Here is a 275-nt window from a genome sequence, read left to right as displayed (position 1 = left end):
CACTGGATCAGTGCGGTTTTATTACTGGTAACGTGGATCATGATCCTGTTATACCAAAATCTTGATAGCAATCTCTATATTGGTTTGCATAAGGCGTTTGGCATAAGCTTATTATGTTGGATGATAGCGCGGGTTATTAATCGCATCTTTACCAAAGCACCTCCAGCGTTACCGATGCCAAAATGGCAGCTGTTAATATCAAAGCTGTCTCATTTTGCGCTCTATGCTTTGTTAATTGCGATGCCACTAGCTGGCTTGCTGATGTCTGTCTATGG

Annotated in this window: 1 protein-coding gene; it reads left to right on the top strand. The window is 42.2% G+C overall.

Annotation, left to right across the window (positions count from 1 at the left end; genetic code table 11):
* Nucleotides 1-39: 39 nt before the first annotated feature.
* The coding region (locus tag AAEZ03_RS27260) for a cytochrome b (protein WP_350582961.1) at nucleotides 40-275 on the top strand (236 nt) is incomplete at its 3' end.

Source organism: Pseudomonas sp. HY2-MNA-CIBAN-0224, from assembly GCF_040310285.1.
Lineage (GTDB): Bacteria > Pseudomonadota > Gammaproteobacteria > Pseudomonadales > Pseudomonadaceae > Aquipseudomonas > Aquipseudomonas helleri.
The sequence above is the reverse complement of the archived record's forward strand: the minus strand, read 5'-3'. Positions and strand labels throughout refer to the sequence as shown.